Below are 25,121 nucleotides of genomic sequence, written 5' to 3'. Positions count from 1 at the left end.
TGGCGCACTCCGCCTGCGCCTGATTGTGCCCGGCAACTGCCTATCTATTTGCAGTGCAGCTTTCCGGGCTTTGCCGTGTGGGTGGAACGCGCCGTCTGCTTGAGCCAGACGACCTTGGCCCTGGACGGCGGCTGCGCTTGCTGCATCGCTTCGGCACGACCCGGCGCACCCTCCGGCAACGACGCCAGATAGGCCCTGATCACGTCGAATTCGGCGCGGCTCAGGCCACGCAGTTCCAGTTCGGCAGGCATTTCATCACGCAATCGAGCGGCCGTACGGGCGACATCCAGGGCAAGCCCCAGGCGATCGAGCAACCGCTCGTAAATCTCCGGCTTCAGTGGTTCCAGCTGCGACTCTCCCATCCGTTCACCTCATTGAAGATAAGATTCATCTCCCCCCACACGTCAGCTTAGCGGCACTCCCAAAACCAGCCCGTTGCCGCGACCAACGGAACGCCAGCCGATCCGGTGCAATCAGGGTTTCCCACGATGGACGGGGGTCATGTATGCTACGGCGTTCACTCTTGACACCGGATTGCCGGGCACAACGGTTTTGAACCAGCCTGGATAAGGTCTCCCATTTCTCAGCGCAAAGTAGCCATGCACGAACTCTATCAGCCCCGCGAAATCGAAGCCGCCGCCCAGTCTTACTGGAACGAGCACCACTCTTTTGACGTCAGTGAACAGCCAGGCAAGGACACCTACTACTGCCTGTCGATGTTCCCTTACCCAAGCGGCAAGCTACACATGGGGCACGTGCGCAACTACACCATCGGCGACGTGATCGCGCGCTACCAGCGCATGCTCGGCAAGAACGTCCTGCAGCCAATGGGCTGGGACGCCTTCGGCATGCCGGCGGAAAACGCCGCGATGAAGAACAACGTGGCACCGGCCAAGTGGACCTACGAAAACATCGATTACATGAAGACCCAGCTCAAGAGCCTGGGCCTGGCGATCGACTGGACCCGCGAGATCACCACCTGCAAGCCGGACTACTACCGCTGGGAGCAGTGGCTGTTCACCCGCCTGTTCGAAAAGGGCGTGATCTACCGCAAGAACGGCACCGTGAACTGGGACCCGGCCGACCAGACCGTACTGGCCAACGAGCAGGTCATCGACGGCCGTGGCTGGCGTTCCGGCGCGCTGATCGAAAAGCGCGAAATCCCGATGTACTACTTCAAGATCACCGCCTACGCCGACGAGCTGCTGGAAAGCCTCGACGAGCTGCCGGGCTGGCCTGAACAGGTCAAGACCATGCAGCGCAACTGGATCGGCAAGTCGCGCGGCATGGAAGTGCAGTTCCCCTACGACCAGGCCAGCATCGGCGAAGCGGGCACGCTGAAAGTCTTCACCACCCGCCCCGACACCCTGATGGGCGCCACCTACGTGGCAGTGGCCGCAGAGCACCCGCTGGCGACCCTCGCAGCCAAGGGCAACCCTGAGCTGCAGGCGTTCATAGACGAGTGCAAGAGCGGCAGCGTTGCCGAAGCCGACGTCGCCACCCAGGAGAAGAAGGGCCTGGCCACTTCGCTGCTGGTCGAGCACCCGCTGACCGGCGAGAAGCTCCCGGTGTGGGTCGCCAACTACGTGCTGATGCACTACGGCGACGGCGCAGTCATGGCCGTACCGGCCCACGACGAACGCGACTTCGAGTTCGCCACCAAGTACAAGCTGCCGATCAAGACCGTGGTGCGCACCAGTGCCGGCGATCAAGTGGGCAGCGAATGGCAGGCCGCCTACAACGAGCACGGCCAGCTGATCAACTCCGGCGCGTTCGACGGCCTGGACTTCCCCGGCGCCTTCGATGCCATCGAAGCCGCCCTGATCACCAAGGGCCTGGGCCAATCCCGCACCCAGTTCCGCCTGCGCGACTGGGGCATCAGCCGCCAGCGCTACTGGGGCTGCCCGATCCCGATCATCCATTGCGACGCCTGTGGCGACGTACCGGTGCCGGAAGACCAACTGCCGGTCATCCTGCCGGAGAACGTGGTTCCGGACGGCGCCGGCTCGCCGCTGGCGCGCCTGCCTGAATTCTACGAATGCAGCTGCCCGAAATGCGGCCAGCCGGCCAAGCGCGAAACCGACACCATGGACACCTTCGTCGAGTCGTCCTGGTACTTCGCCCGTTATGCCTCGCCCAACTACGACCAGGGCCTGGTCGACCCTAAGGCGGCCAACCACTGGCTGCCGGTCGATCAATACATCGGCGGTATCGAGCACGCGATCCTGCACCTGCTGTACGCGCGCTTCTTCCACAAGCTGATGCGCGACGAAGGGCTGGTCACCTCCAACGAGCCGTTCAAGAACCTGCTGACCCAGGGCATGGTCGTGGCCGACACCTACTACCGTGTCGCCAGCAATGGCGGCCAGGACTGGTTCAACCCGGCCGACGTCGAAGTCGAGCTGGATGCCAAGGGCAAGGCCATCAGTGCGCGCCTGAAGACCGACGGCCTGCCGGTGATCATCGGCGGCACCGAGAAGATGTCCAAGTCCAAGAACAACGGCGTCGACCCACAATCGATGATCGAAGCCTACGGTGCCGACACCTGCCGCCTGTTCATGATGTTCGCTTCGCCGCCCGACATGAGCCTGGAGTGGTCCGACTCCGGCGTCGAGGGTGCCAACCGCTTCCTGCGCCGCGTCTGGCGCCTGGCCCAGGCCCACGTCGGCCAGGGCCTGCCGGGCAAGCTGGAGCTGGGCAACCTGAACGACGCACAGAAGCTGGTACGCCGTGCCACCCATTCGGCGATCCGCCAGGCCAGCATCGACGTGGGCCAGCACAACAAGTTCAACACCGCCATCGCCCAGGTGATGACCCTGATGAACGTGCTGGAAAAGGCCTCGCAAGCCACCGACCTGGACCGTGCACTGATCCAGGAAGGCCTGGAGACCGTGGCCCTGATACTGGCGCCGATCACCCCGCACATCAGCCACGAGCTGTGGCAGCGCCTGGGCCACACCCAGGCCATCATCGATGCCGGCTGGCCGGCGGTCGACGAAAGCGCGCTGGTGCAGGACACCCTCGAACTGGTCATCCAGGTCAACGGCAAGCTGCGCGGGCACATCGAAATGCCGGCCGGTGCCAGCCGTGAAGAAATCGAGGCCGCCGCGCGCAGCAACGAGAACGTGCTGCGTTTCACCGAAGGCCTGAGCATCCGCAAGGTCATCGTGGTACCTGGCAAGCTGGTCAATATCGTCGCCAACTGAGAGCAACGGGCGCCTTGATGGCGCCCGCACCGCCTACAAGGTTCAAGGGAGCAACAAGATGATCAAACGCAATCTGCTGGTGATGGGCCTGGCGGTCCTGCTCAGCGCCTGCGGTTTCCAGCTGCGCGGAACCGGTGTCACCGAGCTGAGCCTCAAGGAACTCGACCTGAGCGCGCGCAACGCCTATGGCGAAACCGTGACCCAGCTGCGCCAGGTACTGCAAACCAGCGGCGTCAACGTGCACACAGGTGCGCCGTACAAGCTGATCCTGACCAACGAACAGGAAAACCAGCGCGCAGCCAGCTATGCCGGCGCCGGCCGTTCGGTGGAGTACGAGCTGACCACCGAGCTTAGCTACGAAATCAAGGGCCTGGACAACCTGAGCCTGCTGAACGACAAGATCGAAGTGCAGAAGGTCTACGTGCACGACAGCAACAACCTGACCGGTTCCGATCAGGAAGCGGGCCAGATCCGTGACGAGATTCGTCGCGAGCTGGTACAGCGCATGGTGCTGCGCCTGCAGCAACTGACCCCCGAGCAGCTCGATAGCCTGCAACAGCAGGCCGATGAGCGGGCCAAGGCCGAAGCCCAGGCGCTTGAAGCTGCACGCCGTGCCCAGGATGCAACCCCCCAGCAATCGCCGCTGGAACTGCCGGCCAACTGAGCCTGAACGGGGCGCTTCGGCGCCCCGTCTATCTGCCCTATGAAGCTCACACCTGCCCAACTGCCCAAACACCTGCAAGGCAACCTCGCACCGGTCTACGTGATCAGTGGCGACGACCCGTTGCTGTGCCAGGAAGCCGCCGATGCGGTGCGCCTGGCGGCTCGCCAGCAAGGGTTCGACGAACGCCAGGTGTTCAGCGCCGACGCCAACTTCGACTGGGGCACCCTGCTGCAGGCCGGTGCCAGCCTGTCGCTGTTCGCGCAAAAGCGTGTGCTGGAGCTGCGCCTGCCATCGGGCAAGCCCGGCGACAAGGGCGCGGCGGCACTGATCGAATACTGTGCGCGCCCGGCCGACGACACCCTGCTGCTGGTCAGCCTGCCCAAGCTTGATGGCAGCGCGCAGAAGACCAAGTGGGGCAAGGCCCTGATCGAAGGCCAGCAGGTGCAGTTCGTGCAGATCTGGCCGGTCGACACCCAACAGCTGCCGCAATGGATCAACCAGCGCCTGGCCCAGGCCGGGCTCTCGGCCCAGCGTGATGCGGTGGAGCTGATCGCCGCACGGGTCGAAGGCAACCTGCTGGCCGCAGCGCAGGAGATCGAAAAGCTCAAGCTGCTGGCCGACGGCAACACGATCACCGTGGAAACCGTGCAGGCAGCAGTGGCCGACAGTGCACGTTTCGACGTGTTTGGCCTGGTCGATGCGATCCTCAACGGCGAGGCCGCGCATGCACTGCGCATGCTCGAGGGGCTGCGCGGCGAAGGGGTCGAGCCACCGGTGATCCTCTGGGCACTGGCGCGCGAGCTGCGTGTACTGGCCGGCCTGGCCCAGCAGTTCGCCCAGGGCGTGCCGCTGGACAAGGCGTTCAGCCAGGCTCGCCCGCCAGTGTGGGACAAGCGCAAGCCGTTGATGAGCAAGGCCCTGCAGCGTTACTCGGCGCAACGCTGGGCGCAGCTGCTGCAGGATGCCCAGCGCATCGATGCGCAGATAAAGGGCCAGGCCCAGGGCTCGCCCTGGGTGAGCCTGTCGCGGCTGTCGCTGTTGATGGCGGGGCAGCGGCTGGCATTGCCTGCCGAGTAACCCCCAACTGACGGTCAGCACCGCCGAAGCTTCTGGGGGGCCGCTGCGCAGCCCATCGCCGGCAATGCCGGCTCTGCCCTTGCCTGCGAGGGGTTCAGCGCCTATATTGCGCCCACACCCATCTGAGCAGGACCTCTGCCATGAGCAAAAAGCCCGCAAAGCACCGGCCCAACAAGGCCAAATCGATCATCGCCCAGCCCTTGTTCCGCAGCCGTCAGGAACCCGCCGGCAAAGGCAAAGGCAGCTACCGCCGCGAAGCCTTCCAATCGAGAGATTGGGAGGCTTCTCACTTTTTGGCCGCATGAAAGCAAGAAACCCACAGGCATGATATGGTCGTCACCTGACCTGAAATACCTGGACCCATGCATGCCCTTATGCCCCTCCCGTCGCCGGCAACTTCGCCAGCTGACCGCAGCTTCCAGCCTTATCCTGCTCGTCGCCTGTGCCGAGCAACCTACCGTCGCCGACACCCTGCCCCTGGCTCCCGCGCAACCTGCCCCGGTGGTCACCCTGCCCACCCCGAACACCGACGCCAGCCCGGAAATCCAGCCCCTGCAGACCTTTGCCCAATGGCAAGCCGGCTTTCGTCAGCAGGCCCTGCAGGCCGGCATCACCCCGGCCACCTTCGACCGCGCGTTCATCGGCATCACCCCCGACATGGACGTGATCAAGGCCGACCGCAGCCAACCCGAATTCACCCGGCCGGTGTGGGAATACCTCGAGGGCGCGCTGTCGCCCCTGCGCGTTCGCAACGGCAAGAAGCTGCTCGACCAGCATGCCGTTCTGCTCAGCCAGCTGGAGCAACGCTATGGCGTGGACCGCAGCGTACTGGTGTCGGTATGGGGCATGGAGAGCAACTTCGGCCAGTTCCAGGGCAGCAAGTCGGTGATCCGCTCCCTGGCCACCCTGGCCTATGAAGGACGCCGCCCGGCATTTGCCCAGGCGCAGCTGATCGCGGCCCTGCAGATCCTGCAGAACGGCGATATCCAGCCCGAGGCCATGCTGGGTTCGTGGGCCGGCGCAATGGGCCAGACCCAGTTCATCCCGACCACCTACAACACCCACGCCGTGGACTTCGACGGCGACGGTCGCCGCGACATCTGGAAGAGCTCGGCCGATGCGCTGGCCTCCACCGCGCACTACCTGCAAAGCTCCGGCTGGAAACGTGGCGAGCCCTGGGGCTTCGAAGTCCAGGTGCCAGGCAGCTTCGACTACTGGCTGGCCGATGGCAGCCTGCGCAAGAGCGTGGCCGAGTGGCAGCAACTGGGTGTGACCCTGCCAGCCGGTGCCCGTGCCCCGGCTGGTACCGAACAGCTGTCGGCCGCCCTGCTGCTGCCGGCGGGCGCCCGTGGCCCGGCATTCCTGGTGCTGGACAACTTCCGCGCGATCCTCAAGTACAACAACTCGTCGTCCTATGCGCTGGCCGTAAGCCTGCTGGCGGAACGCTTCGACAACTCGGGCTTCATTCGCGGGTCGTGGCCCAAGGATGACCTGCCGCTGAGCCGCAGCGAGCGGATCGAGCTGCAGCAACTGCTCAGCGCCAACAATTATGACGCGGGTACCGCAGACGGGATCATCGGCGCCAACACGCGCAAGGCCATCCGCAGTGCGCAGCAGGCGCAGGGCTGGCCGGCCGATGGCTACCCGACGCACAAGCTGCTGGAAAGCCTGCGCAAGCGCTGACAGCGCGACAGCAGGGCCGGCTCCCACAGCCTGTAGGAGCCGGCCTTGCCGGCGAAGAAGCCAGTGAAGCCATCAACAAAAAGGCCCCCGTACCATCGCTGGTACGGGGGCCTTTTTTCAGCCAGTCACACGCCGGTCACAGCTTGATCTTGGCCTCGTGCGCCTGTTGGTCGGCATGGTACGACGAACGCACCAGCGGGCCCGAGGCGACGTTCTTGAAGCCCATCTTGTAGCCTTCCTCGGCGAACCAGGCGAAGGTGTCCGGGTGCACGAAACGCTGCACCGGCAAGTGGCTGCGCGATGGCTGCAGGTACTGGCCCAGGGTCAGCATGTCGATGTTGTGCTCGCGCATGCGATGCATCACCTCGATCACTTCCTCGTCGGTCTCGCCCAGGCCCAGCATCAGGCCGGACTTGGTCGGTACGTGCGGCACCAGCTCCTTGAACTTCTGCAGCAGGGTCAGCGACCACTGGTAGTCCGAACCCGGACGCGCGGCCTTGTACAGGCGCGGCACGGTTTCCAGGTTGTGGTTGAACACATCCGGCGGCTCTTGCGCCGTGATCGCCAGTGCCACGTCCATGCGTCCGCGGTAGTCCGGCACCAGGGTTTCCAGCTGCACGCCCGGCGACAGCTTGCGGATCTCGCGCAGGCAGTCGGCAAAGTGCTGGGCACCGCCGTCACGCAGGTCGTCGCGGTCCACAGAGGTGATCACCACGTACTTCAGGCGCAGGTCGGCGATGGCCACGGCCAGGTTCATCGGCTCGTCGACATCCAGCGCTTTGGGCCGGCCGTGGCCGACGTCGCAGAACGGGCAGCGACGGGTGCAGATGTCACCCATGATCATGAAGGTGGCGGTGCCACCCGAGAAGCACTCGCCCAGGTTCGGGCAGGAAGCCTCTTCGCACACGCTGTGCAGCTTGTGCTTGCGCAGCAGCTGCTTGATGCGGTCGACTTCCGGCGACACCGGGATGCGCACGCGGATCCAGTCAGGTTTTTTCGGCAGTTCCTCGGTCGGGATGATCTTGACCGGGATACGTGCAACCTTTTCGGCGCCACGCAGCTTGACGCCAGCTTCGACCTTGGGCCGTGGGGCCGGGCGCGCGCTGACGTCCTGAGTGGGAATAAGGGTTTGCTGCGGTTCTTGCACAACAGTATTCATATTCAGTCGATTCCGCCCGCAAGGGTCGTCTGCTCAGCATAGTCGAGGTGCTTGACCAGCTGCCCGCGCAGCCTTGCCCTTACCTCGGTGAGTTCGATCGGGCCTGCCTGATCGCGCAGCTGGGTCATGGCCAGCCCCGCATACCCGCAGGGGTTAATCCGGCGGAATGGCGCAAGGTCCATGTCCACGTTCAAGGCAAGGCCATGGAAAGAACAGCCATTGCGAATGCGCAAGCCGAGGGAGGCGATCTTCGCCCCGTCGACGTAGACGCCAGGCGCGTCGGGCTTGGCCGCCGCCTCGACGCCATAACTGCCCAGCAGCTCGATCAGGCAGCGCTCCATGCGGCTGACCAGGTCACGCACGCCAAAGCCCAGGCGGCGTACATCGAGCAACAGGTAGGCCACCAGCTGACCCGGCCCATGGTAGGTCACCTGGCCACCGCGGTCGGTCTGCACCACCGGGATATCTCCCGGCAGCAGCAGGTGCTCGGCCTTGCCGGCCTGGCCCTGGGTGAACACCGGCGGGTGTTCAACCAGCCACACTTCATCGGCCGTGCCCGGGCCACGCTGGTCGGTGAACCGACGCATGGCCTCGAGCACGGCCGTGTAAGGCAGCAGGCCGAGGTCGCGAAAGCCGAGGCTGGCCGACATCAGAGCACCATTTTCACGATTCCGGTCGCGCGCAGGGCACTGTTGATGTTCTGCAACTGGTCTTCACTGGTGGCAATGATGTGCAGCTGCACCGTGGTGTACTTGCCTTCCTTGCTCTGGCGCTCGGCCAGGGTCTTGAGGTCGACCTCGGCATATTTCTTGAGAATCTCGATCACCGTGTCCCTGAAATGGACCACGGTGTCGCCGATTATCTTGATCGGGTAATCGGCGCAGGGGAATTCGATCTTGTGCGACTTGACGTCTGGTTCGGTCATGGCAGTAACGGCCTCGTAAGCCGTGGCAACAACAATGCCCCCGCGTGAGTGTGCGGGGGCATGGCAGGTCACGATATCAGTTGAACAGCCCGTAGAAGAATAGCCGAATGCTATCCCACGCACGACGCAGGAAACCACCTTCCTCCACGTCGTCCAGCGCGATCAGGTCGGCGCTGTGTACCACATTGTCATCCAGTTTGACTTCCACTTTACCGATCACGTCACCTTTGGCGATAGGCGCGGTCAGCTGCGGGTTCATGGTCATGCTTGCAGCCAGCTTCTTCAATTGGCCTTTAGGCAAAGTCATGCTCAGGTCTTCGGCAAGACCTGCCTTGACCTGGGCTGTCTTGCCCTTCCACACCGGCGCCTGGGCCAGTTCGGTGCCCTTCTGGTAGAAGGTCTGGGTCTCGAAGAAGCGGAAACCGTAGGTCAGCAGCTTCTGGGTTTCGGCAGCGCGCGATTGCTCGCTGTTGGTACCGAACACCACGGCGATCAGGCGCATGCCGTCACGTACTGCCGAGGACACCATGCAGTAGCCCGCCTCGTCGGTGTGGCCGGTCTTCAGGCCGTCGACGGTCTTGTCGCGCCACAGCAGCAGGTTGCGGTTGGGCTGCTTGATGTTGTTCCAGAAGAATTCCTTCTGCGAGTAGATCGCGTAGTGCGCCGGATCCTCGTGGATGATCGCCCGTGCCAGCACCGCCATGTCGTGCGCCGAGGAGTAGTGCTCGGGGTTCGGCAGGCCGGTGGGGTTCATGAAGTGGCTGTTGCTCATGCCCAGGTCGGTGGCAGTCTTGTTCATCATGTCGGCGAAGGCGTCTTCACTGCCGGCAATGTGCTCGGCCAGGGCGACGCTGGCGTCGTTGCCGGACTGGATGATGATGCCGTGCAGCAGGTCGCTGACGCTGACCTGGGTGCCGACCTTGATGAACATGCGCGAACCGCCGGTACGCCAGGCGTTTTCGCTGACGGTGACCGGATCGTTCTCGCCGATCTGCCCGCGACGGATGTCCAGGGTGGCGATGTAGGCGGTCATCAGCTTGGTCAGGCTCGCCGGAGGCAGGCGCTGGTCGCCATTGTTCTCGACCAGGATGTTGCCGCTGGAGGCTTCCATGAGCACGTAGGACTTGGCTGCCAGTTGCGGCGGCGACGGCATCATCTGCTCTGCCGCGAAAGCGGCAGGAGCGATCATCAGCGGTACAAGCAGGCAAAGGCGTTTGGCAAAGCTGGTTATGTTCATCCGTCTCTCGAAATGGCTATTGGGCTCATGCCCTCGCGGGCAAAACGTATTCCAGGCGCTGGGCCTGGCGAGCAAAACGGCCATTGTACATGGCTGCTCTGCCCGACTGCATGACAAACCGATCAGTCCCCCCGATCAGTCTGCCGTGACGACTTTGGGTTGCCCCAGGTTGGCCAGGCGCACGCTGTCCTGCATCTGCTGGGCCTCGCCCTGGCTGTTGATCGGCCCCAGGCGCACGCGGTGCAGGGTCTGCTGGTTGCGCACGATGGAACTGATGAACACCGGCGCACTGACCATGCCGCTGAGCTTGGAGCGCAGCAGTTCGGCCGCGTCCGGGTTGGCGAACGCGCCGACCTGCAAGTAAAGACCATTGCTGGCCGGCCCGCTGCCGTTGTTGGCAACCTGCACCGGCACCACGGCCGCCGCGTGCTGCTGCGGCGGCGGGGTCCATTGCTCTACGGTGCCGGTACTGGCCGGCAGCGGCTGGGTCTGGGCCACCTGGGGCTGGTTGAGCACCATCGGCGCCTGCTGACCACGCTGGGCCCACCATTGCTGCGGGTCGATGCCCTCGACGCGCACCCGGGCGGTACCGGTTTCGGCGTAGCCGAGCTTCTTGGCCGCGGCGTAGGACAGGTCGATGATGCGGTCCGAATAGAACGGACCACGGTCGTTGACCCGCAGGATCACGCTGCGCTGGTTGTCCAGGTTGGTCACCTTGACGTAGGCCGGCAGTGGCAGGGTCTTGTGCGCCGCACTCATGCCGTACAGGTCGTACACCTCGCCATTGGCGGTGTTCTGCCCGTGGAACTTGGTGCCGTACCACGACGCCGTACCCTCGGCGCGGTAATTGCGCGAGTCCTGGATCGGGAAGTAGGTCTTGCCCAGCACCGTGTAGGGGTTGGCCTTGTAGTTGCCGGTGTGCACCGTTGGGGTGGCGTCGGGGATCTTCGAGACATCCACGTCCCACCACGGCGCGCCGTCCTTGTGGGCCCGGTTGATGTCCAGGCCCGGCTTGGCGCGAACCACGTTGCTGCCACCTTGCGGCGTCGGGCGGCTGGAGGAGCAGCTGACCAGCAACAGGCCCAGGGCCGCGCAACCGATCAGTTTGAGAGATGTGTCAGTAAACAGTACGCGCATTACCTGGCGCCCCTTGCCTGGACCAGCTGATCCGAGAGTTGATGTACCGCCATGGCGTACATCACGCTGCGGTTGTAGCGAGTGATCGCGTAGAAATTCTTCAGGCCCAGCCAGTATTCCGGGCCGTTGTCGCCTTCGAGCCGGAAGGCGGTGACCGGCAGATCATCGCGCAGCGCATCATGACTCGACCAGCCCAGTGCCCGCAACTGCGCGACGGTCTTGACCGCCTCGATACCCGGGCTCAGGCCCTCGTCGACACGTTCGCCACGCACCTGGGCGCGGCTGACCACGCCCTCGCCGGCCACCCAGCCATGGCGCTTGAAGTAGCTGGCCACGCTGCCGATGGCATCGTCCGGGTTGGTCCAGATATTGATGTGGCCGTCGCCGTCGAAGTCCACGGCATAGGCGCGAAAGCTGCTGGGCATGAACTGCGGCAGGCCCATGGCGCCGGCGTACGAGCCCTTGAGGGTCAGCGGGTCGACCTGCTCTTCGCGGGCCAGCAGCAGGAACTCGCGCAGCTCCTTGCGGAAGAACTCGGCCCGCGGCGGGTAATCGAAGCCCAGGGTCGACAGCGCGTCGATCACCCGGTAATTGCCGGTGTTGCGGCCAAAGAAGGTCTCCACGCCGATGATCGCCACGATCACCTGGGCAGGCACGCCGTATTCCTTTTCGGCGCGCGCCAGGGTGGCCTCGTGCTGGCGCCAGAAGTCCACACCGCGGGCGATGCGCGCGTCGGTGATGAACATCGGCCGGTATTCCTTCCACGGCTTGACCCGCTCGGCCGGGCGCGAGATCGCATCCAGGATCGACTGCTTGCGCTGCGCCTCGCGAAACACCGCCATCAGTTGCTCGCCGGCAAAGCCGTAGTCGCGGGTCATCTCGCCGACGAACTCGGCCACCTGGGGCGAGCCGTCATAATCGGCGGCACTCGCCTGCTGACCTGGGGCCAGCAGCCCCAACAGCCCGACCCAGGGGGCACAGCGAGCCACCCAGCCACGCATTGCTTGCATTGAATTGTTCACCTTATTCAAACCTGCGCGATCCATTTGCGGTGCGTGTGGATCGACATCAAAACCCCAAACGCTGACAGCAGCGTCACGAGCGAAGTTCCGCCATAGCTGATGAAGGGTAGCGGCACGCCCACCACGGGCAACAGGCCGCTCACCATACCGATATTGACGAACACGTATACGAAGAAGGTCATGGTCAGGCTGCCGGCCAGCAGCTTGCCGTACAGCGTCTGCGCCTGGGCCGTGATCACCAGGCCGCGACCGATCAGCAGCAGGTAGATCAGCAGCAGCGCGCAGATGCCCACCAGGCCGAATTCCTCGCCGAGCACGGCGATGATGAAGTCGGTGTGGCTCTCGGGCAGAAAGTCCAGGTGCGACTGGGTGCCGAGCAGCCAGCCCTTGCCGAATACCCCACCCGAGCCGATCGCCGCCTTGGACTGGATGATGTTCCAGCCGGTGCCCAACGGGTCGCTTTCCGGGTCGAGGAAGGTCAGCACGCGCTGCTTCTGGTAGTCGTGCATGACGAAGAACCACATCGCCACCGCCACCGGCACTGCCGCCGCCAGCACGCTGAGGATCCAGCGCCAGCGCAGCCCGCCCATGAACAGCACGAACGCGCCCGAGGCCAGGATCAGCAACGCGGTGCCCAGGTCGGGCTGGCGCACGATGAGAATGAACGGCACACCGATCAGGATCAGGCTGATCATCACGTGCTTGAGGTGCGGCGGCAGGGTGCGCTTGGCCAGGTACCAGGCGATGGTCGCCGGCATGATGATCTTCATGAACTCCGACGGCTGGAAGCGGATCACCCCGGGGATGTTGATCCAGCGCGTGGCGCCCATGGCGTTGTGGCCCATCACGTCCACCACCACCAGCAGGATCACCCCGCCGACGTACGCCAGTGGCACCCAGCGCGCCATGAAGCGTGGCTCCAGCTGGGCGATGACGAACATCGACACCAGGCCCAGGCCGAACGAGGACGCCTGCTTGAGCAGCATGTCCCAGTTCTTGCCGCTGGCCGAATACAGCACGAACAGGCTGCCGGCGGCCAGGGTCAGCAGCAGCACCAGCAGCGGGCCGTCGACGTGGATGCGCTGCAGGAAGCTGGCGCGGCGGCGCATCACGTCCTCGCTGGAGAGCATGCGATCGAAATTACTCTTCACGGGCCGTTTCCTGCGCGGTTGTAGGGTTGGCTGGCGGGGCGGCCGGGGTGGTCACCGACACATTGGTCGGGGCACCCGCGGGGTTGGCGTATTCAGGCTTGAGGCGACCGTTCTGGTCGAGCAGCCAGGCGTCCATCACCTGGCGCACCACGGGGGCGGCCACGCCGGAGCCGGACTCGCCGTTCTCGACCATCACCGACACCACGATCTTCGGGTTTTCGGCCGGGGCGAAGGACACGAACAGGGCGTGGTCGCGGTGACGCTCCTGCACCTTGTTGCGGTCATACTTCTCGCCCTGCTTGATCGCGACCACCTGTGCGGTACCACTCTTGCCGGCGATGCGGTACTGCGCGCCGATGGCGGCCTTGCGCGCGGTGCCGCGGGCACCGTGCATCACCATCTCCATGCCGTGGGTGACCCTGTTCCAGTCGGCCTTGTCACGCAGCACGATGTCTTCCATCGGGTTCTCGTCCACCGGGCGCACGCCCTCGACGGTCTTGGCCAGGTGTGGGCGGTTCCACTTGCCCTTGCTGGCGATCAGCGCGGTGGCCTGGGCCAGTTGCAGCGGCGTGGCCTGCATGTAGCCCTGGCCGATGCCGAGGATCAGTGTCTCGCCGGGGAACCAGGCCTGGCGCCGGGTCGCGCGCTTCCAGTCACGCGACGGCATCAGCCCGGAGGATTCCTCGAACATGTCCAGCGCGACCTTCTGGCCGATGCCGAAGCGGTTCATGTACGCCGAAAGCCGGTCGATGCCGACCTTGTGCGCCAGGTCGTAGAAATAGGTGTCGTTGGAACGCATGATCGCCGTGTCGAGGTCGACCCAGCCATCGCCGGTGCGGTTCCAGTTGCGGTACTTGTGGTCATAGTTGGGCAGTTGGTAGTAGCCCGGGTCGAACACCCGCGAGGTGGCCGTGACCGCGCCGGTGTCCAGGCCGACGATGGCCACTGCCGGCTTGATCGTCGACCCCGGCGGATACAGGCCGCGCAGTACGCGGTTGAACAGCGGGCGGTCGATCGAGTCGCGCAGCTCGGCATAGGCCTTGAAGCTGATGCCGGTGACGAAGGGGTTGGGGTCGAAGCTCGGCTGACTGACCATCGCCAGCACTTCACCTGTGTTCGGGTCGAGCGCCACGATCGCGCCACGACGACCGCCCAGCGCCGCTTCGGCGGCTTCCTGCAACTTGATGTCCAGGCTCAGGACGATGTCCTTGCCGGGGATCGGATCGGTACGCTTGAGCACCCGCAGCACCCGGCCACGGGCGTTGGTCTCGACCTCTTCGTAGCCGACCTGGCCATGCAGCTCGGCTTCGTAGAAGCGCTCGATACCGGTCTTGCCGATATGGTGGGTGCCACTGTAGTTGACCGGGTCGAGGGACTTGAGCTCTTTTTCGTTGATGCGCCCCACATAGCCGACCGAATGCGCAAAGTGCGCACCCTGCGGGTAATGGCGTACCAGCTGCGCCGCCACCTCCACACCGGGCAGACGGAACTGGTTCACCGCTATCCGGGCGATCTGCTCTTCGGTCAGCTCGAACAGGATCGGTACCGGCTCGAAGGGCCGACGCCCCTGGCGCATGCGTTTTTCGAACAGTGCCCGGTCGTCCTCGGTCAGCTCCAGCACCTCGACGATGGAATCGAGCACCTGCTGCCAGTCACCGGAACGCTCGCGGGTCATGGTCAGGCTGAAACTTGGCCGGTTGTCGGCGACGATCACCCCGTTGCGGTCGAAGATCAGCCCGCGTGTCGGCGGGATCGGCTGCACATGCACCCGGTTGTTCTCCGACAGCGTGGAGTGGTAGTCGTACTGAATGACCTGCAGGTAGTACAGCCGGGCGATCAGCACGCAAATCAGCAGCACGATCGCGACTGCGCCGACCACGACGCGGCTACGCACCAGGCGGGCGTCTTTCTCGTGGTCCTTGAGGCGAATCGGCTGCGACATTGAAAAGGCTTACGACTATTTGTGGTAAGGGTGCCCGGACAACACGGTCCAGGCGCGGTACAGCTGTTCGCCGATCAGTATCCTTACCAACGGGTGCGGCAAGGTCAGCGGCGACAGCGACCAGCGCTGCTCGGCCCGCGCACAGACTTCCGGCGCCAGCCCTTCGGGGCCGCCGACCATGAAGTTGACGGTACGCGAGTCGAGGCGCCAGCGGTCCAGTTCGACCGCCAGCTGTTCGGTGCTCCACGGCTTGCCGTGCACCTCGAGGGTGACGATACGCTCGCCCGGCTGGACCTTGGCCAGCATGGCCTCGCCCTCCTGACGGATCAGGCGGGCAACGTCGGCATTCTTGCCGCGCGTGTTGAGCGGTATCTCCACCAGCTCCAGGGACAGCTCCGACGGCAGGCGCTTGGCATATTCATGCCAGCCGTCCTCGACCCATTTGGGCATGCGCGAGCCGACCGCGATCAGACGCAGACGCACGGGGCTACCTTATTCCTGGTCTTTGTTGAGCTTGGCGAAGTGCTCGTGGGTGTGCTCCGGGCTGTGGTGCTTGCCATCGGCGGCACGGCTCTGCTCGGCACCTTTCCACAGGCGCTCCAGGTCGTAGAACTGACGGGCCGAGGCGGTCATCATGTGCACGATGACGTCGTCCAGGTCCAGCAGCACCCAGTCGCTGTCGCCCTTGCCTTCTTCGCCCAGCGGACGAACGCCCTTCTCCTTGACCATCTGGCGGACCTTGTCCAGCATCGCGCTGATCTGACGGTTGGAGGTACCGGTGGCGATGATCATGTAGTCGGTGATGCTCTGCTTGTCGCGAACGTCGATGACCAGGACGTCCTGGGCCTTGACGTCTTCAAGGGCAGCTACCGCGACCTTGACCAGCTCTTCGCCTTTAATCATTTCTTGCTTGCTCATATAAAACTCATTCAACTCGTAGGTATGAGGCGCCGTTGGCGCACTCAGTTCGGCACACGGTACAGGCCGTGCGCATCGATATAGGCCAGTACTGCGTCCGGCACCAGAAACCGCACCGACTTGCCGCTGGCCAGCAGCTGTCGGATCTGCGTGGCCGACACCGACAAGGGTGTCTGCCAGACGAATGCTATGTGCCCGGCCGGCCCCTGCAGGGCTTGCGGGTCACTCACCGAACGTGCGGCCAGCAGGTTGCGCAGGGCATCCGGCGACTCGACGTCGGCATCCGGGCGCTGAAGCACCAGGATATGACAGTGTTGCAACAACTCTTCCCAGCGATGCCAGCTCGGCAGGCCGCAGAATGCGTCCCAGCCCAGCAGCAGGAACAACTGGTCGTCAGCGGCCATTTCGGCGCGCATCAGCTCCAGCGTATCGATGGTGTAGGACGGCTTGTCCCGGGCCAGCTCACGCGCATCGACGCTCAGCAGGGGCACGCCCTCGACCGCGCGCTCGACCATGGCCAGGCGATCCTGCGCCGACACCTGCGGCATGTCGCGGTGCGGCGGGCGCGCATTGGGCATCAGGCGCAGTTCGTCCAGCGTCAGCACCTCGGCCACCTCCAGCGCACTGCGCAGGTGACCGATGTGCACCGGATCGAACGTGCCGCCGAGCACGCCGATGCGCCGGGCGGGCGACGGCGTGGCAGCAACGGCGAGCGAGCTGTGCTCGGCCAAGGTCAGAACGACTCCTGACCGCGCAGCTGGCCGTCACCGATCACCACGTACTTCTCGCAGGTCAGCCCTTCCAGGCCGACCGGGCCGCGTGCGTGCAGCTTGTCGGTGGAAATGCCGATCTCGGCCCCCAGGCCGTACTCGAAGCCGTCGGCAAAGCAGGTCGGGGTGTTGATCATCACGGACGAGGAGTCGACCTCGGCGGTAAAGCGCCGGGCCTGACCCTGGTGTTCGGTGACGATCGAATCGGTATGGTGCGAACCATAGTGGTTGATGTGCTCGATGGCCGCATCCAGGCCATCGACCACGCGAATCGACAGAATCGCCGCCAGGTACTCGGTGCTCCAGTCGTCTTCGCTGGCCGGCAGTGCCTCGATGATCTGCCGGGTGCGCTCGCAGCCCCGCAGCTCCACGCCCTTGTCGCGAAACTGGCTGGCCATCGCCGGCAGGAACGCCGCAGCGACCGACTGGTCGACCAGCAGGGTTTCCATGGCGCCGCAGATGCCGTAGCGATAGGTCTTGGCGTTGAAGGCGATGCGTTGGGCCTTGTCCAGCTCGGCGTGCTCGGCCACGTACACGTGGCAGATGCCGTCCAGGTGCTTGATCACCGGCACCCGTGCGTCGCGGCTGACCCGTTCGATCAGGCCCTTGCCGCCACGGGGCACGATCACGTCGACGTACTCGGGCATGCTGATCAGCGCGCCCACCGCCTCGCGGTCGGTGACCTCGACCACCTGCACCACCGCCGCGGGCAGGTCGGCCTCGGCCAAGCCGCGCTGGATGCAGGCGGCAATGGCACGGTTGGAATGAATGGCTTCGGAGCCGCCACGCAGGATGGTGGCGTTGCCCGACTTCAGGCACAGGCTGGCAGCGTCGATGGTCACGTTGGGGCGCGACTCGTAGATGATGCCGATGACGCCCAGCGGTACGCGCATCTTGCCGACCTGGATGCCGGAGGGGCGATAGCTCATGTCGCGGATGGCACCGACCGGGTCCGGCAGGCTGGCCACCTGGCGCAGGCCGACGATCATGCCGTCGATGCGGGCCGGGGTCAGCGCCAGGCGCTCGAGCATGGCCGGCTCCAGACCATTGGCGCGGCCGGCAGCCAGGTCCAGTTCGTTGGCGGCGCCCAGCTCGGCGCGGGCGGCGTCCAGGGCATTGGCGGCAGCGTGCAGGGCGCGGTTCTTCTGCGCGGTGCTGGCGCGGGCAATCACGCGCGCGGCCTCACGGGCGGCGCGACCCAGGCGGGTCATGTAGTCAAGAACGGACTCAGTCATGGGCTCAGTGTCTTGGCGGAGGGGAAAATCGGCTGATTATAACTGTCATGCAGGTATACGCCCAGCGGTGTCAGGCGGATGGTCGAAAACAGTGTATGAAGATGTACCGTAGCGCGTCCCTTCGCCGGCAAGGCCGGCTCCAGCAAAGCCCCGCCGCCGACCCGGACCATAAATTGCTATTATCGCGCCCATGACCGAATTCGCCCCCTGCCCGCCCCGGGCCCTCCCCGACAGCTTCTTCGACCGCGACGCCCAGACCCTGGCCAAGGCCCTGCTCGGCAAGGTAATCCGCCATCGTCAGGGCGAGCTGTGGCTGTCGGCGCGCATCATCGAGACCGAAGCCTATTACGTCACCGACAAGGGCAGCCACGCCTCGCTGGGCTACACCGAAAAACGCAAGGCCCTGTTCCTCGATGGCGGCCACATCTACATGTACTACGCCCGTGGCGGCGATTCGCTCAACTTCAGCGCCCACGGCCCCGGCAACGCGGTGCTGATCAAGTCGGCCTACCCCTGGGTGGATGCCGTCAGCGACCACAACAGCCTGGCGCAGATGCAGCTGAACAACCCCGACGCCAGCGGCCAGCCGCGCGCCGATCAGCGCCTGTGTGCCGGCCAGACCCTGCTGTGCAAGGCCCTGGGGCTGAAAGTCCCGCACTGGGACGCCCAGCGTTTCGACCCCGAGCGGCTGTTCGTCGAAGACTGCGGCATAACCGTGAAACACATTATTCAGACCACACGCCTGGGCATTCCCCAAGGGCGCGACGAACATCTGCCCTACCGTTTCGTCGACGCCGACTTCGCCGCGCACTGCACCCGGAACCCACTGCGCCGTGGGCAAGTCGAAGGCCGCGACTATTTCTTACTGACACAAGGAAACTGACACCATGGGCCCATGGCTCGACAGCCTGACCGGCTGGCTGACCGCGAACCCGCAATGGCTCGGCCTGGCAATCTTCATCGTGGCCTGCGTCGAATGCCTGGCCATCGCCGGGCTCATCGTGCCCGGCACCATCCTGCTGTTCGCCGTGGCGGTTCTCGCCGGCAGCGGCGCACTGGGCCTGAGCGAAACCCTGCTGCTGGGCTTTCTGGGCGGGCTGCTGGGCGATGCGATTTCCTACACCCTGGGCCGGCGCTTCCACCAGAACATCCGGCGCCTGCCGCTGCTGCGCCACCACCCCGAATGGATCGGCAGCGCCGAGAGCTACTTCCAGCGCTATGGCATCGCCAGCCTGCTGGTGGGGCGCTTCATCGGCCCGCTGCGGCCGATGCTGCCGATGGTGGCGGGCATGTTCGACATGCCCTTGCCACGCTTCATCGCCGTCAGCCTGTTGGCAGGTGCCGGCTGGGCGGTGGCCTACCTGCTGCCCGGCTGGGCCACCGGCGCGGCCATGCGCCTGCCGCTGCCCGAAGGGTTCTGGACCGAAGCAGGCATCATCGCCGCCGGCCTCGCACTATTGATCGGCCTGAGCATCAGCACCAGCCTGCGCAGCAAGCGCTACGGCACACGGCTGATCGCCGGCCTGAGCCTGGTAATGCTGGCTGCGGTGTTCATCGGCTGGCCGTACCTGAACGATTTCGACCAGGGCCTGATGACCCTGGTGCAGGAACACCGCCGCGCCACGCTGGACGGCACCATCGTACTGATCACCCGCCTGGGCGACTTCCGTACGCAGTTCGTGGTGGGCGGTGTGCTCACCGGCCTGCTGCTGCTGAGCCGGCAGTGGCGCCCGGCGATCTTCGCCGCCTGCACGCTGATGGGCACGGCGCTGGCCAACGGCACACTCAAGTGGCTGTTCGCCCGCGCGCGCCCCGAAGTGCTCAGCGACCCGCTGACCTCCTACAGCATGCCCAGTGGCCACAGTTCGGCGTCATTCGCGTTCTTTCTGACGCTGGCGGTGCTGGCCGGTCGTGGCCAGCCGCCACGCATGCGCCTGACCTGGATTCTGCTGGGGTGCCTGCCGGCGATGTCGATTGCCCTGTCCAGGGTCTACCTGGGTGCACACTGGCCCACCGACATCCTCGCCGGCTCGCTGCTGGCCTGCTGCGTGTGCGCCGCCAGCCTGAGCCTGGTGCAGCACCGCGAACCGCTCGGCGCCATGCCGCTCAAGGTGTGGTGGCTGATCCTGCCGGCCTGCGCCGGCACCCTGGCGTTCTTCGCCCTGCATGCCTTGCCCCATGCCCTGCTGCGCTACCAGTACTGAGACCTAGGCGAACAACTCGCCCTGCAGCCGCTCGAGCAGCGCCTGGATCGCGTCCAGGCGCTGGCGGGGCGAATCGATGGCCAGCAGGTCGAGCTTGTCTTCATCCTCGAAGGGCAGCAGGTAGGCCAGCTGGTTGGCCAGTGCCTGCTGGCCGATGACTTCGACCGGCATATCCAGTGCCGCCACCATCGGGTGCTCGCCCAGCGCGCCGAGCAATGCCAGCAGGTCGTGATCGTCCTCCTCCAGGGGGGCGTCGGGCTGTTCGCTGCGCCAGTTCACGTCGGCCAGCAGCAGTTGGTCCTTCTGCACCTCGTAGGGGCCGACATCGAAGCGCCGCACACCTTCGACGCGAATGCCCAGCAGGCCGTTGTCCTGCTGCTGGAAGTCGCGTATCAACGCCTCGCAGCCGATTGTCGCGAACCCCGACGGGGCATTGCCCACCTGCTCGCCTTCGAGGATGCACACCACGCCGAACCCGCCGCCCTGCTTCATGCAGCGGCCGATCATGTCCAGGTAGCGCGCCTCGAAGATCTGCAGGTCGAGCTTGCAGCCGGGGAACAGCACGGTATTGAGTGGAAACAGGGGCAATGTCATCGAATATCCTCAGGCAACCAGGCTGACCGCCAACGGCAGGAACACCGCCGTGACCACTCCCATCAGGCTCATGCCCAGGGCCGCGAAGGCCCCGGTTTCCTCGCTTTCTTCCAACGCCACCGCCGTGCCCACCGCGTGCGCACTGATGCCCAGTGCCATGCCGCGGGCTTCCGGGCTGCTCACCCCGCAGGCCGACAGCAGGGCCGGGCCGAAGATCGCCCCGATCACCCCGGTGATCAGCACGAACACTGCCGCCAGCGCCGCCACCCCGCCGATCTGCTCGGCCACCAGCATCGCAATCGGCGAAGTCACCGACTTGGGCGCCATGGTCATCAGGATCATGTGTTCGGCACCGAACCACCAGCCCAGCAACAGGCAGGCACAGGTCGCGACCAGGCCGCCGATTACCAGCGTAGTCAAGGTCGGCCACAACAGCTGGCGAATACGCCGCAGGTTCAGGTAGAGCGGGACCGCCAGGGCCACGGTGGCCGGGCCCAGCAGGATGTTCATGATTTCGGTGCTCTTGCGGTACTCGGCGTAGGACACGCCGCACGTCACCAGTACAACGATCACCACCAGCATCGATACCAGTACCGGCTGCAGGAAGATCCAGCGGGTCTTGTCATAGGCCGCCAACACCAGCTGATAGGCCCCCAGGGTGATACCGATGCCGAACAGCGGGTGGTGGATGACCGCATCGAGGGCGCCGTGCCAGTCCAGGCTCATGGCTTTTCCTCACGACGGGCCTGACGGGCAATCATCTTCTGCATGAGCACGCCACAGAACGCCAGGGCGATCAGCACCGACAGCACCAGCGAACCGACGATGGCCCAGAAGTCGGCAGCAATGTCGGCGGCGTACACCATCACACCCACTGCCGGCGGCACCAGCAGCAACGGCAGGTAGCGCAGCAGGCTGCTGGCCGCCTCGCTCAACGGCGCACTGACCTCGCCGCGCAGCATCAGGTACGCCAGCAACAGCACCAGCCCGATGATCGGCCCCGGCAGCATCGACAGAAACAGGTGATTGATCGCCGTCCCCAGCAACTGGAACAGCACGAGCCACGTCAAACCACGCAACAACATTGCACTTCTCCCTCAGGCCTGGCGGCCATTATAAGCACGCTAACGACTGGTCTATACCCCGATATTCGCTGAAACAACGGTGACTTGACCGCATCCGGTCGGCGTGCTGATCTTAAGCAGTCGAACCTGTAGCAGTCACAACAAAATCAAAGACAACCAGGAGAGTCGCAATGCCCTATGTACCCGTTGCAGAGCTGGCGCAGTACGTTGGAAAGGAACTGGGACGTTCCGAGTGGCTGACCATCGACCAGGAGCGCATCAACCTGTTCGCCGAGGCTACCGGCGACTTCCAGTTCATTCATGTGGACCCGGTGAAGGCGGCAAAAACGCCATTTGGCAGCACCATTGCCCACGGTTTTCTCACCCTTTCGCTGATTCCCAAGCTGATGGAAGACATCCTCGTGCTGCCCGAGGGGCTGAAGATGGTCGTCAACTATGGCCTGGACAGCGTGCGCTTCATCCAGCCGGTGAAGGTCGGTTCGCGGGTTCGTCTCAAGGTCGACCTGAGCGAGGCCATCGAGAAGAAACCGGGCCAGTGGTTGCTCAAGGCCACCACCACCCTGGAAATCGAAGGCCAGGACAAACCCGCCTATATCGCCGAGCCACTGTCGCTCTGCTTCGTCTGACCCGCCCAAGGTGAAACAGCTGCCAGCGGCTGTTTCACCCGCGACAAACTGCGGCATACTCGGGGCCTGACTTGCCCGGACCCCGCCATGCGCCCATTCGTACCCCTTGCCCTGACCCTGCTGCTCGCCGCCTGTGGCGACGGTGAACCGCTGTCACCGCCCGATGCACGCCTGCCCGATGGCGGCCGCTACCGTGGCGACGTGGTCAATGGCCTGCTGCAGGGCCCGGGGCGCATCGACTACCCCAATGGCAGCTGGTATGCCGGCAACTTCCAGCAGGGCCAGTGGCAGGGCCGCGGCGAATGGCACGGCAGCAATGGCGAGGTGTACCGCGGCGAGTTCCAGCAGGGTCTGTTTCACGGCCAGGGCGAGCTGACCACCCCGGGCAGCCACTACAGCGGCGGCTTCAAGCTTGGCCGGCGTGACGGCGAAGGCACCCTCAGGGAAGGCCAGGTACAGTATCGCGGGCAGTTCAAGGACGACCAGTACAACGGCGCCGGCGAACTGACCCTGGCCGACGGCAGCCAGTACCAGGGCCTGTTCGCCAAGGGCAAACCCCACGGCGAAGGCATCCGCAGCGATGCCAGTGGCAACCAGTTCAGCGGGCGCTTCGTCGACGGCCAGTTGCAGGGCAGCGGCACCTTCAACAGCGCCGAAGGCGACCAGTACATCGGTGAATTCAAGGACAACCACCTGCAAGGTCGTGGCCGTTACGAAAACGCCGATGGCGACGTGTGGATCGGCCAGTTCCGCGACGGCTCGCTGACCGGCAAGGGCGAGCTGTTCGGCAGCGACGGCAGCCACTACAAGGGCGAGTTTCGCGACTGGCGCTTCGCCGGCCAGGGCCGCCTGCAATTGCCCGACGGCAGCCTGTACGTCGGCGGTTTCGAAAACGACACCTACCAGGGCAAAGGCCGGCTGACGCAGGTCGACGGCAGTGTCGAAAGCGGCCACTGGGTCAACGGCCTGCGCGTGCGCGACGAACACGGGCGCCTGTTGCCCGACCCCCTGGAGCTGGCCCTGCTCAAGCAGGGCACCCTGCTCGACAAGGCGCTGGCCCAGGTACCGGCCTCCACCCCGGCCATCGAACTGTACAGCCTGGCCCTGGCCGGCGATGGCAACCAGAGCGTGTTCATGCGCGAGGCCGACTACGTCAGCGACATGCTCAAGACCCGTTTCGGTGCCACTGGCCAGGTCGCCCTGGTCAACCACCGCGACCACATGGCCGACCGCCCCCTGGCCACCCGCGAGAACCTGGCGCGGGCCGCACGCACCCTGGCCGAGCGCAGCGGCCCCGAAGACCTGGTGTTCATCTACCTGACCAGCCACGGCAGCCACGAACATGAACTGGTGCTGGATCTGCCGCGCCTGCAACTGGCCGACCTGCCCGCCGATGAACTCTCGGCCGCGCTTGCCCCACTAAAGGAACGTGACAAGATAATCGTGATCTCTGCGTGCTACTCGGGGGGTTACATCGATTCACTCAAGGACGACAAGACCTTGATCATGACCGCATCGCGTGCCGACCGGGTGTCATTCGGCTGCTCCGAAGAGGCCGACTTCACCTATTTCGGCGAAGCACTGTTCGCCCGGGCACTGAACCAGACCGACGACCTGCAGCAGGCCTTCGAACTGGCCAAGACCACGGTGCAGCAGCGCGAGCAGGCCGATGGCTTCGAGGCTTCCGAACCTCAGCTGTGGGCGCCGCAACGGGTGCTGCAGCACTGGCAGAAGCTGCGCCAGCAACAGGCACGAAAAGCACTGCAAAGTGCCGATGCGGTACAAGCAGAAAATACAAGCAGCCACTAAGCTGACTGTATCAAGGGAGAGACATCATGTACCTGACGCCTCAGCACATCCTGATTGCCGGAGCCACCGGGCTGACTGGTGAGCATTTGCTGGATCGGCTGCTCAACGAGCCGACCGTGAGCCGTGTGCTGGCCCCCACGCGCCGGCCGCTGGCCGAACACCCGCACCTGGAGAACCCGGTCGGCGACCCGGCGGTGTTCCTGCCGCAGTTGAGCGGCCGGGTGGACATCGCCTTCTGCTGCCTGGGCACCACCATCAAACAGGCAGGTTCAGAAACGGCGTTTCGCGCCGTCGACCTGGACATGGTGGTGGCGTTCAGCAAGCGGGCGCGGGAAATGGGTGCACGGCACCTGCTGGTGGTCAGCGCGATTGGCGCCGACCCCAAGTCGTCGGTGTTCTACAACCGGGTCAAGGGCGAGATGGAACAGGCACTCATGGCGCAGGACTGGCCGCAATTGACAATCGCGCGGCCGTCGGTGCTGCTGGGCGAGCGTATCGAGCCTCGGCTCGGTGAGCAGTTTGCCGGGCCGTTGTCGCGGCTGCTGCCGGGCAAGTACCGCGGCATCGAAGCCTGCCAACTGGCGCGGGCGCTGTGGCGCCTGGCGCTGGAAGAGCAGGACGGGGTCCGGACCGTGGAGTCCGATGAACTGCGTAGATTGGGTAAGTAATTCAAAGGC

At 64.9% G+C, this 25,121-nt stretch carries 26 protein-coding genes; 10 read left to right on the top strand and 16 right to left on the bottom strand.

The window, feature by feature from the left end; translation table 11 throughout:
* Positions 1-44 precede the first annotated feature (44 nt).
* Complete coding sequence (locus ACPRTJ_RS13600; protein ID WP_104571897.1) at positions 45-362, bottom strand: hypothetical protein; 318 nt, start codon at positions 360-362, stop codon at positions 45-47.
* 237 nt (positions 363-599) lie between these two features.
* On the opposite strand from ACPRTJ_RS13600, the gene leuS reads away from it, so the two are divergent.
* The 5 genes from leuS (at position 600) to ACPRTJ_RS13575 (ending at position 6,630) form a co-directional block, all read left to right on the top strand.
* A complete protein-coding gene (gene leuS / locus ACPRTJ_RS13595) occupies positions 600-3,206 on the top strand; it encodes a leucine--tRNA ligase (RefSeq protein WP_054916346.1) in 2,607 nt (868 codons plus the stop codon).
* Positions 3,207-3,264: 58 nt separating this feature from the next.
* Positions 3,265-3,870 (top strand): LPS assembly lipoprotein LptE, encoded by a 606-nt coding sequence (gene lptE, locus ACPRTJ_RS13590; RefSeq protein WP_282361842.1) that lies wholly within the window; start codon positions 3,265-3,267, stop codon positions 3,868-3,870.
* Between the two features lie 39 nt (positions 3,871-3,909).
* Positions 3,910-4,947, top strand: coding sequence for a DNA polymerase III subunit delta (holA, locus tag ACPRTJ_RS13585; protein ID WP_058540594.1), 1,038 nt, complete (start codon positions 3,910-3,912; stop codon positions 4,945-4,947).
* 140 nt (positions 4,948-5,087) lie between these two features.
* A complete protein-coding gene (arfA, locus tag ACPRTJ_RS13580; RefSeq protein WP_054916343.1) occupies positions 5,088-5,252 on the top strand; it encodes an alternative ribosome rescue factor ArfA in 165 nt (54 codons plus the stop codon).
* 61 nt (positions 5,253-5,313) lie between these two features.
* On the top strand, positions 5,314-6,630 hold the full coding sequence (locus ACPRTJ_RS13575) for a lytic murein transglycosylase (protein WP_043863897.1): 1,317 nt from the start codon (positions 5,314-5,316) through the stop codon (positions 6,628-6,630).
* A 136-nt stretch (positions 6,631-6,766) separates the two neighbouring features.
* Here the strand turns inward: ACPRTJ_RS13575 and lipA are convergent, their stop codons facing one another.
* The 12 genes from lipA to ACPRTJ_RS13515 form a co-directional block, all read right to left on the bottom strand.
* Positions 6,767-7,789, bottom strand: coding sequence for a lipoyl synthase (gene lipA, locus ACPRTJ_RS13570; RefSeq protein ID WP_043863898.1), 1,023 nt, complete (start codon positions 7,787-7,789; stop codon positions 6,767-6,769).
* Positions 7,790-7,791: 2 nt separating this feature from the next.
* A complete protein-coding gene (gene lipB / locus ACPRTJ_RS13565; protein ID WP_043863899.1) occupies positions 7,792-8,439 on the bottom strand; it encodes a lipoyl(octanoyl) transferase LipB in 648 nt (215 codons plus the stop codon).
* Positions 8,439-8,714: a DUF493 domain-containing protein gene (locus ACPRTJ_RS13560; RefSeq protein ID WP_043863900.1), complete on the bottom strand. Its 276-nt coding sequence runs from the start codon at positions 8,712-8,714 to the stop codon at positions 8,439-8,441. Before ACPRTJ_RS13560 ends, lipB begins: the two co-directional genes overlap by 1 nt.
* A 76-nt stretch (positions 8,715-8,790) precedes the next feature.
* Positions 8,791-9,951 carry a D-alanyl-D-alanine carboxypeptidase family protein gene (locus tag ACPRTJ_RS13555; protein WP_043863901.1) on the bottom strand — a complete coding sequence of 387 codons (1,161 nt, stop codon included), beginning with the start codon at positions 9,949-9,951 and terminating at the stop codon, positions 8,791-8,793.
* A 135-nt stretch (positions 9,952-10,086) separates the two neighbouring features.
* On the bottom strand, positions 10,087-11,088 hold the full coding sequence (locus ACPRTJ_RS13550; protein WP_043863902.1) for a septal ring lytic transglycosylase RlpA family protein: 1,002 nt from the start codon (positions 11,086-11,088) through the stop codon (positions 10,087-10,089).
* Positions 11,088-12,098: a lytic murein transglycosylase B gene (gene mltB / locus ACPRTJ_RS13545; RefSeq protein ID WP_043863903.1), complete on the bottom strand. Its 1,011-nt coding sequence runs from the start codon at positions 12,096-12,098 to the stop codon at positions 11,088-11,090. Before mltB ends, ACPRTJ_RS13550 begins: the two co-directional genes overlap by 1 nt.
* A gap of 17 nt (positions 12,099-12,115) precedes the next feature.
* The gene (rodA, locus tag ACPRTJ_RS13540) at positions 12,116-13,219 is read right to left on the bottom strand and encodes a rod shape-determining protein RodA (RefSeq protein WP_043863944.1); all 1,104 of its coding nucleotides are present in this window, start codon (positions 13,217-13,219) and stop codon (positions 12,116-12,118) included.
* A 31-nt stretch (positions 13,220-13,250) separates the two neighbouring features.
* A complete protein-coding gene (gene mrdA / locus ACPRTJ_RS13535) occupies positions 13,251-15,203 on the bottom strand; it encodes a penicillin-binding protein 2 (protein ID WP_054916341.1) in 1,953 nt (650 codons plus the stop codon).
* Between the two features lie 15 nt (positions 15,204-15,218).
* A complete protein-coding gene (gene rlmH, locus ACPRTJ_RS13530; protein ID WP_010222895.1) occupies positions 15,219-15,686 on the bottom strand; it encodes a 23S rRNA (pseudouridine(1915)-N(3))-methyltransferase RlmH in 468 nt (155 codons plus the stop codon).
* 9 nt (positions 15,687-15,695) lie between these two features.
* Positions 15,696-16,121 (bottom strand): ribosome silencing factor, encoded by a 426-nt coding sequence (rsfS, locus tag ACPRTJ_RS13525; RefSeq protein WP_088514344.1) that lies wholly within the window; start codon positions 16,119-16,121, stop codon positions 15,696-15,698.
* A 44-nt stretch (positions 16,122-16,165) separates the two neighbouring features.
* Positions 16,166-16,852, bottom strand: a complete 687-nt coding sequence (gene nadD / locus ACPRTJ_RS13520) for a nicotinate-nucleotide adenylyltransferase (RefSeq protein ID WP_426427004.1) — start codon at positions 16,850-16,852, stop codon at positions 16,166-16,168.
* Positions 16,853-16,854: 2 nt separating this feature from the next.
* Positions 16,855-18,126, bottom strand: a complete 1,272-nt coding sequence (locus ACPRTJ_RS13515; RefSeq protein ID WP_043863907.1) for a glutamate-5-semialdehyde dehydrogenase — start codon at positions 18,124-18,126, stop codon at positions 16,855-16,857.
* Positions 18,127-18,316: 190 nt separating this feature from the next.
* Here ACPRTJ_RS13515 and ACPRTJ_RS13510 point away from each other — a divergent pair, with 190 nt between their 5' ends.
* Both ACPRTJ_RS13510 and ACPRTJ_RS13505 read left to right on the top strand, forming a co-directional pair.
* On the top strand, positions 18,317-19,009 hold the full coding sequence (locus ACPRTJ_RS13510; protein ID WP_043863908.1) for a DNA-3-methyladenine glycosylase: 693 nt from the start codon (positions 18,317-18,319) through the stop codon (positions 19,007-19,009).
* Between the two features lie 4 nt (positions 19,010-19,013).
* Positions 19,014-20,330 carry a bifunctional DedA family/phosphatase PAP2 family protein gene (locus tag ACPRTJ_RS13505; protein ID WP_054916340.1) on the top strand — a complete coding sequence of 439 codons (1,317 nt, stop codon included), beginning with the start codon at positions 19,014-19,016 and terminating at the stop codon, positions 20,328-20,330.
* Positions 20,331-20,333: 3 nt separating this feature from the next.
* On the opposite strand, the gene ACPRTJ_RS13500 is transcribed toward ACPRTJ_RS13505, so the two are convergent.
* The 3 genes from ACPRTJ_RS13500 to ACPRTJ_RS13490 are packed head-to-tail and all read right to left on the bottom strand — an operon-like array spanning position 20,334 to position 22,009.
* The gene (locus tag ACPRTJ_RS13500) at positions 20,334-20,924 is read right to left on the bottom strand and encodes an LON peptidase substrate-binding domain-containing protein (protein ID WP_043863910.1); all 591 of its coding nucleotides are present in this window, start codon (positions 20,922-20,924) and stop codon (positions 20,334-20,336) included.
* 9 nt (positions 20,925-20,933) lie between these two features.
* Entirely contained in the window at positions 20,934-21,650 is a 717-nt protein-coding gene (locus tag ACPRTJ_RS13495; protein WP_426427003.1) for an LrgB family protein, read from the bottom strand.
* Positions 21,647-22,009, bottom strand: coding sequence for a CidA/LrgA family protein (locus ACPRTJ_RS13490; protein WP_043863912.1), 363 nt, complete (start codon positions 22,007-22,009; stop codon positions 21,647-21,649). Before ACPRTJ_RS13490 ends, ACPRTJ_RS13495 begins: the two co-directional genes overlap by 4 nt.
* A 170-nt stretch (positions 22,010-22,179) precedes the next feature.
* Between ACPRTJ_RS13490 and ACPRTJ_RS13485 the strand changes: the two genes are divergently transcribed.
* From ACPRTJ_RS13485 to ACPRTJ_RS13475, 3 genes are all read left to right on the top strand, one after another.
* Positions 22,180-22,635, top strand: coding sequence for a MaoC family dehydratase (locus ACPRTJ_RS13485; protein ID WP_043863913.1), 456 nt, complete (start codon positions 22,180-22,182; stop codon positions 22,633-22,635).
* Between the two features lie 87 nt (positions 22,636-22,722).
* Positions 22,723-24,444 carry a C13 family peptidase gene (locus ACPRTJ_RS13480; RefSeq protein ID WP_078481390.1) on the top strand — a complete coding sequence of 574 codons (1,722 nt, stop codon included), beginning with the start codon at positions 22,723-22,725 and terminating at the stop codon, positions 24,442-24,444.
* A 26-nt stretch (positions 24,445-24,470) separates the two neighbouring features.
* Entirely contained in the window at positions 24,471-25,112 is a 642-nt protein-coding gene (locus ACPRTJ_RS13475; protein ID WP_043863915.1) for an oxidoreductase, read from the top strand.
* The last annotated feature ends 9 nt before the right edge of the window (positions 25,113-25,121 follow it).

This window comes from Pseudomonas palmensis (genome assembly GCF_049942755.1).
Lineage (GTDB): Bacteria > Pseudomonadota > Gammaproteobacteria > Pseudomonadales > Pseudomonadaceae > Aquipseudomonas > Aquipseudomonas palmensis.
This window is presented reverse-complemented; position numbering and strand designations above follow the sequence as displayed.